Origin of the sequence: Klebsiella sp. X1-16S-Nf21, from assembly GCF_002837615.1 — a bacterium.
GTDB classification, from domain to species: Bacteria; Pseudomonadota; Gammaproteobacteria; order Enterobacterales; family Enterobacteriaceae; genus Klebsiella; species Klebsiella variicola.
Genome location: NZ_PJDK01000003.1, coordinates 156,852 through 163,921 on the forward strand (window position 1 = coordinate 156,852; position 7,070 = coordinate 163,921).

Below are 7,070 nucleotides of genomic sequence, written 5' to 3' on the forward strand. Positions count from 1 at the left end.
ATGTCAGTTTCACGCTAATAAGGCGCGGCAATACGGCGATGAACCAGGCGGCCGGCGCAGCGGGCGAAAAGCAGTTCACCGCCTATCGCCAGCAGGGAAACCACCAGCGAGCCGCCGATCACCTGCGGGATATCCCGCTGCCCGAGGCCGTCGATCAGAAAACGTCCCAGCCCGCCCAGACCGGCATAGGCCGCGACCACCGCCGTGGCGATAAGCTGAACCAGCGCCGTGCGCACACCGGCGAGGATCAGCGGCGCCGCCAGGGGGATCCGCACCTGCCACAGGCTTTGCCAGGGGGTCATGCCCAGCGCGATGGCCGCATCGCACAGCGGGCGATCGGCGTGATAAATCCCCACCCAGGTGTTAGTGAGGATGGGCGGGATCGAGAGCGCAATAAGCGCCGCCAGCACCGGGATATCGTTAAAGCCAAAAACGATGATGCATAATAAAATCAGCCCTAACGAAGGGATGGCGCGGCCAAGATTAAACAGGTTAATCACCACGAAGGCGCCTTTGCGCCAGTAGCCCAGCGCGATGCCGAGCGGCAGGGCAATGGCGCAGGCCACGGCCATACTGACCAGCACGTAATAAAGGTGTTGGCCCAGGCGCAGCAAGATGCCCTCGTCACCCAGCCAGTGCTCCGGCTGGGTTAGCCAGTGAAAAGTAGCAAGAAGCAGGGTCATCATTCCGTCCACGGCGCTAGCCAGTCGCCGAGACGGGCAATCAGCCCGTCAAAGACCAGCGACAGGAGCAGGCTCAGGACCAGGCTAACGACTATCGGCGTCAGAAAGTCCTGATTAAAACCCGCCAGCAGTAGCTGCCCCAGCCCGCCCTGGCCGATCAGCGCAGTGACGGTGACCAGGCCGACCAGCGTCACCGAGGCAATGCGCAGCCCGGCAAACAGAGAGGGCAGTAGCAGCCACAGCTCGATATCGAAGAAGCGGAACCCGCGGGTGTAGCCGAGCGCCCGCGCGGACTCCAGCGCCGCCTGCGGCAGCTTCTCCATGCCAGCCAGCACGTTGCGCAGCAGGATCAGCAGGGAGTACAGCGTCAGGCCAATCAGCGAGGTGGTCAGCGACAGCCCGGTAAACGGCAGCAATAAAATAAACAGCGCCAGCGAGGGAATGGTAAAGAGCACACCGCACAGGGTGATGAGCGGCTGCGCCGTCGCGGGCCAGCGTAAGGTCACCGCTAACAGGCCGCCGGTGAGCAGGGAGCCGAACAGCAGGGCCAGCAGGACCATCCGCGCATGCTGCCAGAGCAGATCGCCGATCATCGCGTGGTTATCGATAACCCAGCTCCAGTCAATCATGAGATCGCACCCCCACCGCGCCGTCGAGCACCTGCTGCAGCAGGGTGTGGGATACCGCCCCCTGGTATTGGCCTTCGTCATCCACATGCACCAGCACGCCGGTCGCCACGTCGAGCAGCGCGCTGTAGGCAAAACGCAGGCTGTGGCTGCTGGCGAGTGGGCGCTCCACCGGCAGGGTGAGGCCCCGCTGCGGATCGAACCAGTGCAGCGGGCGTCGCTGGCGGTCAAGCACCAGACGCAGCGGGCTGGCCAGCGGTGGATGGGTACTGGCGATCGGTGTCAGCGCTTCGTCGAGCAGGGGGACATCGTGACGCGGCAGCTGGCCGACCTGTATCATGCCCAGCCGCTTCAGATTGGGCTCCGGGCCGATAAAGCGGCGCACGAACTCGCTCGCCGGGTGGGCCAGAATACGGTCGGGTGTATCAAACTGCGCCAGCACGCCGCCTTCCTGGAAAATGGCGATTTTATCGCCGAGACGGATCGCTTCATTGATATCGTGGGTCACTAATACAATGGTTTTCTGCAGCCGCTGCTGCAGGAGCAAGAGCTCATCCTGGAGGCGTTCGCGGACCACCGGGTCGATGGCGGCGAAAGGCTCATCCATCAGTAAAATGGGCGGATCGGCGGCGATGGCGCGGGCGATGGCCACGCGACCCTGCTGGCCGCCGGAGAGCTGATGCGGATAGCGGTGCAGCAGATGACTATCGAGCGACATCAGCGCCACCAGTTCGTCAATCCGCGCGCGGATCCGTGCTTTGCTCCAGCCCGCCAGCCGCGGCACGGTCGCGATATTTTGCGCCACGGTACGATGGGGAAAGAGCGCAGCGCTTTGCATCACGAAGCCGATCTGGCGGCGGATCTGGATAATATCAGCGTCAGCGAGGCGGACCCCCTGAATATAGACGTCGCCGCTGTCGGGAATATCCAGCTGGTTAATCATCCGCAGGATAGTCGTTTTTCCGCAGCCGCTCGGGCCGACGAAGGTGCAGAATTCGCCATGATCAATATCCAGACTGAGGTCGCGAATGGCCGGCTGGGCGCTGCCTGGATAGATTTTAAAAAGATGCGTTAATTTAATCATGGCGGAATTCAACACTCTGAATAATAAAGTCCTGACCCGGATAAAGTGGCGCCGGGATCCTGGCTCAAACTACAGAGCGCCTGCGGGGAGGGCAAATACGTTATTTGCATTTGCATAGTGAAAAGCTGGTTAATCAGTTGCTATGGAAGAGAGGCCGGGAAGTTGTTTTATGGATTTGTGATCGGCAACACAAATGACTCTCAAGCGGCCACCGTAAAAGATAAATTACCAGGGTTGATTTTAATCAAAGTATGACCGCCTGCGATATGGCGGAAAAAGCCGCACCGTCCGCCGCACAAGAAAAACCAGATTGTGAATATAATGTTTCTTTGATGTAAATATTGCCTGTGCCCTTTTCCCGCTCGCTGCAGATAAAATGTGATGCCAAACCGACTTGTCGCTAAATAAGGGCGTTGATTACGTCTGCTTTTTATTCTTTATAGCATTAATTTAATTTTCGGCTTTCTTCTCACCCTGGCAATGTTGGTCAAATAGCGTGCAAAAGGCGTATTTTTTATCGCCATTTTGCCGTCGATGTTATTGCCATCAATTATTTTTATCCCCGCATTCGGCCACGGCAAAAGACGTGCAAATAGCGTTCATGTTGCTTGTAATGTATTGATTTTAATTTATTTATTCTGACTTGTGACGCCTGCTCATCCGCCGCGGCGGAGCCTTTGTGAGAGCTCTCACATAACCCGGTGATCGCGATTTGTTACACTTTCCGCCGTCAACAAAGGAATGAAAGTGAGACGTGATGAATACTTTTTCTCTGCCTAAAACTCAGCATCTGGTGGTTTTCCAGGAAGTGATCCGCAGCGGGTCAATCGGGGCTGGAGCAAAAGCGTTAGGACTCACTCAGCCGGCGGTCAGTAAAATCATTGGCGACATGGAAAGCTATTTTGGCAGCGAGTTAATCGTTCGGCGAAATACCGGCGTTTCGCTCACCGAGGCCGGGCAGGTATTTCTTAACTGGTCAGAGACAATCACCCGTGAAATGAAAAATATGGTCAATGAAATGAATGCCCTGACCAACAGCACGGTAGTGGATGTCTCCTTTGGTTTCCCCTCGCTGGTGGGGTTTACCTTTATGTCGGAGATGGTGCATCAGTTCAAAATGACCTTCCCCAAGGCGCGGGTCTCAATGTATGAGGCGCAGCTCTCCGCCTTTTTGCCGGCGATCCGCGACGGCCGCCTCGACTTCGCCATCGGGACGCTGAGCGATGAGATGAAGCTGCAGGACCTGCACGTCGAGCCGCTGTTTGAGTCTGAGTTTGTGTTGGTGGCGAACCGGGCGCGGATCGGCAACGGCACCGTCCGCCTGGCCTCGCTCCAGCACGAGCAGTGGGTGCTGCCGGAGACCAATATGGGTTACTACAGCGAACTGCTGACCACCCTGCAGCGCAGCGGCATCCGCCGCGAAAATATCGTCAATACCGATTCGGTGGTGACGATCTATAACCTGGTGCTCAATGCCGATTTTCTGACGGTCATTCCCTGCGACATGACCACGCCGTTCGGCTCGAGCCAGTTTGTCACCATCCCCATTAAAGAGGCCTTGCCGGTGGCGCGCTATGCGGCGGTGTGGTCGAAAAATTACCGGCTGAAAACCGCGGCGGCGTCGCTGGTGGAGATGGCGAAACAGTATTCATCGGGGCAGGGAAACCGCCACTGGCAGCCAATAGAAATTGCCTGACTGATATTGATTAAATAACCCAACACTCGTCCTCGCTGTTATCAGCAGGATGACGCCCGGTCATTGACTTTATATTAAGATACAGAGGCCATCATGCATATTACCTACGATCTTCCGGTATCCATTGACGATATTCTCGAGGCGAAGCAACGCCTGGCGGGAAAAATATATAAAACGGGCATGCCGCGCTCGAATTATTTTAGCGAACGCTGCCAGGGGGAAATATTCCTTAAATTCGAAAATATGCAGCGCACGGGCTCATTTAAAATTCGCGGCGCGTTTAATAAGCTCTGCGGTTTAACCGCGGCGGAAAAACGCAAAGGGGTGGTGGCCTGTTCGGCGGGCAACCATGCGCAGGGGGTCTCGCTCTCCTGCGCCATGCTCGGCATTGACGGGAAAGTGGTGATGCCGAAAGGGGCGCCGAAATCGAAAGTCGCCGCCACCTGCGATTATTCGGCAGAGGTAGTCCTGCATGGCGATAACTTTAACGATACCCTCGCCAAAGCCAGCGATATTGTTGAACTTGAGGGCCGTATTTTTATTCCCCCCTATGACGACCCGCAGGTTATTGCCGGGCAGGGAACGATTGGTCTCGAAATATTAGAAGATCTGTATGACGTGGATAATGTCATCGTGCCGATTGGCGGCGGGGGATTAATTGCCGGCATCGCGATTGCGATTAAATCCATTAACCCGACGATCCGCATTATTGGCGTGCAGTCAGAAAATGTTCACGGGATGGCCGCCTCCTGGTACGCCGGGGAGATCACCAGCCATCGCCACGCCGGCACCTTAGCCGATGGTTGCGATGTCGCCCGGCCAGGGAAACTGACTTATGAAATCGCCCGCCAGCTGGTGGATGACATCGTCCTGGTCAGTGAGGACGACATTCGCCAGAGCATGGTCGCCTTAATTCAGCGCAATAAAGTGATCACCGAAGGGGCCGGGGCGTTGGCCTGCGCCGCGTTATTAAGCGGCAAACTAGACAGCTATATCCAGAACCGCAAAACGGTCAGCCTGATTTCCGGGGGCAATATCGATCTCTCGCGGGTATCGCAAATTACGGGTTTTGTTGACGCTTAATTCAATACATAAGTGAGGACAGGATATGAGTACGACTGAGAGCATTGCATCCAGCCAGACAAGCCTTTCGTCCTGGCGTAAATCTGACACCACCTGGACCCTGGGCCTGTTTGGCACCGCTATCGGCGCCGGGGTGCTGTTTTTCCCTATTCGCGCTGGCTTCGGCGGGCTGATCCCGATCCTGGTGATGCTGGTGCTGGCCTATCCCATCGCCTTTTATTGCCATCGGGCGCTGGCCCGGCTATGCCTGTCGGGGGCTAACCCCTCCGGCAATATCACCGAAACGGTGGAAGAGCATTTTGGCAAAACCGGCGGGGTGGTGATCACCTTTCTGTACTTCTTCGCCATTTGCCCGCTGCTGTGGATTTATGGCGTCACGATCACCAATACCTTTATGACCTTCTGGGAGAACCAGCTGCAGATGCCGGCCCTCAACCGCGGGGTGGTGGCGCTGCTCCTGCTGCTGCTGATGGCGTTTGTCATCTGGTTTGGTAAAGACCTGATGGTCAAGGTGATGAGCTATCTGGTGTGGCCGTTTATCGCCAGCCTGGTGGTGATCTCCCTGTCCCTGATCCCTTACTGGAATAGCGCGGTGATTGAGCAGGTCAACCTCAGCGATATCGCCTTAACCGGTCACGACGGCATTCTGGTGACGGTATGGCTGGGCATCTCCATCATGGTGTTCTCCTTTAACTTCTCGCCGATCGTCTCCTCGTTTGTGGTCTCCAAACGCGAAGAGTATGAAGCGCAGTTTGGCCGGGAGTATACCGAACGCAAATGCTCACAGATCATCTCCCGGGCCAGCATGCTGATGGTGGCGGTGGTGATGTTCTTCGCCTTCAGCTGCCTGTTTACCCTCTCGCCGCAGAACATGGCGGACGCCAAGGCGCAGAATATCCCGGTGCTCTCCTATCTGGCGAACCACTTTGCCTCGATGTCGGGCACCAAATCCACGTTCGCCACCCTGCTGGAGTATGGCGCGTCGATCATCGCCCTGGTGGCCATCTTCAAATCGTTCTTCGGCCACTATCTCGGCACCCTCGAGGGGCTGAACGGTCTGATCCTGCGCTTCGGCTATAAAGGGGATAAAACCCGGGTCTCCAGCGGCAAGCTCAATACCCTGAGCATGGTGTTCATCATGGGCTCGACCTGGGTGGTGGCGTACGCCAACCCCAATATCCTCGACCTGATTGAGGCCATGGGCGCGCCGATTATCGCCTCGCTGCTGTGCCTGCTGCCGATGTACGCCATTCGTAAAGCGCCTTCGCTGGCGAAATACCGTGGCCGTCTCGATAACCTCTTTGTGACCGCCATTGGTCTGCTGACCATCCTCAATATCGTTTACAAACTGTTCTAATCCGGCTCAGGCCACGCGGAGTACAACATGACTGAATTTCCGGTAGTACTGGTGATCAACTGCGGCTCGTCGTCGATCAAATTTTCCGTCCTGGACGCCGCCAGCTGCGACTGCCTGCTGAACGGCGTGGCCGAGGGCATCAACGCGGAACGGGCGTTTCTCTCGCTCAACGGCGGCGAGCCGGTGGCGCTGGCGCAGCGCGGCTATGAAGGCGCCCTGCAGGCGATTGCCGGAGCATTAGCCCAACGCGACCTTATCGACAGCGTGGCCCTGATTGGCCACCGCGTTGCCCACGGCGGCGACCTCTTCACCGAGTCGGTCATTATTAGCGAGGAGGTTATCAATAACATTCGCCAGGTATCATCCCTGGCCCCGCTGCATAACTACGCCAGTCTCAGCGGCATCGCCTCGGCGCAGCGGCTGTTCCCGCAAGTGATGCAGGTGGCGGTCTTTGATACCAGCTTTCACCAGACCCTGGCCCCGGAGGCTTTTCTCTATGGTCTGCCGTGGGAGTATTACCAGAACCTCGGGGTACGCCGCT

Annotated in this window: 7 protein-coding genes and 1 pseudogene; 4 read left to right on the forward strand and 4 right to left on the reverse strand. The window is 57.1% G+C overall.

What is annotated here, in order from left to right:
* Positions 1 to 14: 14 nt before the first annotated feature.
* From CW267_RS03090 to CW267_RS30290, 4 genes are all read right to left on the reverse strand, one after another.
* Entirely contained in the window at positions 15 to 683 is a 669-nt protein-coding gene (locus CW267_RS03090) for an ABC transporter permease (RefSeq protein ID WP_004203269.1), read from the reverse strand.
* Positions 683 to 1,312 (reverse strand): ABC transporter permease, encoded by a 630-nt coding sequence (locus CW267_RS03095; protein ID WP_012967792.1) that lies wholly within the window; start codon positions 1,310 to 1,312, stop codon positions 683 to 685. The genes CW267_RS03090 and CW267_RS03095 overlap by 1 nt, the downstream gene beginning before the upstream one ends.
* Positions 1,305 to 2,393, reverse strand: coding sequence for an ABC transporter ATP-binding protein (locus CW267_RS03100; RefSeq protein ID WP_100780962.1), 1,089 nt, complete (start codon positions 2,391 to 2,393; stop codon positions 1,305 to 1,307). Before CW267_RS03100 ends, CW267_RS03095 begins: the two co-directional genes overlap by 8 nt.
* Before the next feature lie 437 nt (positions 2,394 to 2,830).
* Positions 2,831 to 2,974 (reverse strand): hypothetical protein, encoded by a 144-nt coding sequence (locus CW267_RS30290; RefSeq protein WP_165451769.1) that lies wholly within the window; start codon positions 2,972 to 2,974, stop codon positions 2,831 to 2,833.
* Between the two features lie 176 nt (positions 2,975 to 3,150).
* Here CW267_RS30290 and tdcA point away from each other — a divergent pair, with 176 nt between their 5' ends.
* The 4 genes and pseudogenes from tdcA to CW267_RS03120 form a co-directional block, all read left to right on the forward strand.
* The gene (gene tdcA, locus CW267_RS03105) at positions 3,151 to 4,089 is read left to right on the forward strand and encodes a transcriptional regulator TdcA (protein WP_004203266.1); all 939 of its coding nucleotides are present in this window, start codon (positions 3,151 to 3,153) and stop codon (positions 4,087 to 4,089) included.
* A 93-nt stretch (positions 4,090 to 4,182) separates the two neighbouring features.
* Positions 4,183 to 5,172 (forward strand): bifunctional threonine ammonia-lyase/L-serine ammonia-lyase TdcB, encoded by a 990-nt coding sequence (gene tdcB / locus CW267_RS03110; protein WP_002910762.1) that lies wholly within the window; start codon positions 4,183 to 4,185, stop codon positions 5,170 to 5,172.
* 25 nt (positions 5,173 to 5,197) lie between these two features.
* Positions 5,198 to 6,529, forward strand: a complete 1,332-nt coding sequence (tdcC, locus tag CW267_RS03115; protein ID WP_012967794.1) for a threonine/serine transporter TdcC — start codon at positions 5,198 to 5,200, stop codon at positions 6,527 to 6,529.
* 27 nt (positions 6,530 to 6,556) lie between these two features.
* Positions 6,557 to 7,070: pseudogene (locus CW267_RS03120) on the forward strand (propionate/acetate kinase); the annotation flags it as partial.

Coding starts and splice junctions, on each gene's coding strand:
- CW267_RS03090 (WP_004203269.1), bottom strand. CDS start 683: ATGACCCTGCTTCTTGCTACTTTTCACTGGCTAACCCAGCCGGAGCAC.
- CW267_RS03095 (WP_012967792.1), bottom strand. CDS start 1,312: ATGATTGACTGGAGCTGGGTTATCGATAACCACGCGATGATCGGCGAT.
- CW267_RS03100 (WP_100780962.1), bottom strand. CDS start 2,393: ATGATTAAATTAACGCATCTTTTTAAAATCTATCCAGGCAGCGCCCAG.
- tdcA (WP_004203266.1), top strand. CDS start 3,151: ATGAATACTTTTTCTCTGCCTAAAACTCAGCATCTGGTGGTTTTCCAG.
- tdcB (WP_002910762.1), top strand. CDS start 4,183: ATGCATATTACCTACGATCTTCCGGTATCCATTGACGATATTCTCGAG.
- tdcC (WP_012967794.1), top strand. CDS start 5,198: ATGAGTACGACTGAGAGCATTGCATCCAGCCAGACAAGCCTTTCGTCC.